Genomic DNA, 238 nt, shown 5'->3' with positions numbered 1-238 from the left:
TTTAAGTAAAAAGCGTAAGCAGCTTGCTCAGAAGGGGAAGGCATTGGAACTCCTGACGAAGAGGCGTTTTGTGCCTCGCAGGAAGGGGTGAAATGACTGACCCTTCTAGCCACCGACCATTCTAGCTGCTGAAGCTGGATTAAATAAAAAGCGTAAGCGGCTCGTTCAGAAAGGTTAAAATGGTCGATCTTTTTAACTATCGGAGCTGGAACTAAACTAAATAAGAAGCGAAGACAAA

At 44.5% G+C, this 238-nt stretch carries 1 protein-coding gene; it reads right to left on the bottom strand.

Annotated features, from left to right (window positions below):
* Window positions 1-238, bottom strand: a 238-nt coding sequence (locus MR160_RS34510; protein WP_346670378.1) for a hypothetical protein, incomplete at both ends; no start/stop codon positions are given.

The organism is Bacillus cereus group sp. BfR-BA-01382, from assembly GCF_022663475.1.
Classification (GTDB): Bacteria; Bacillota; Bacilli; order Bacillales; family Bacillaceae_G; genus Bacillus_A; species Bacillus_A thuringiensis_S.
This window is presented reverse-complemented; position numbering and strand designations above follow the sequence as displayed.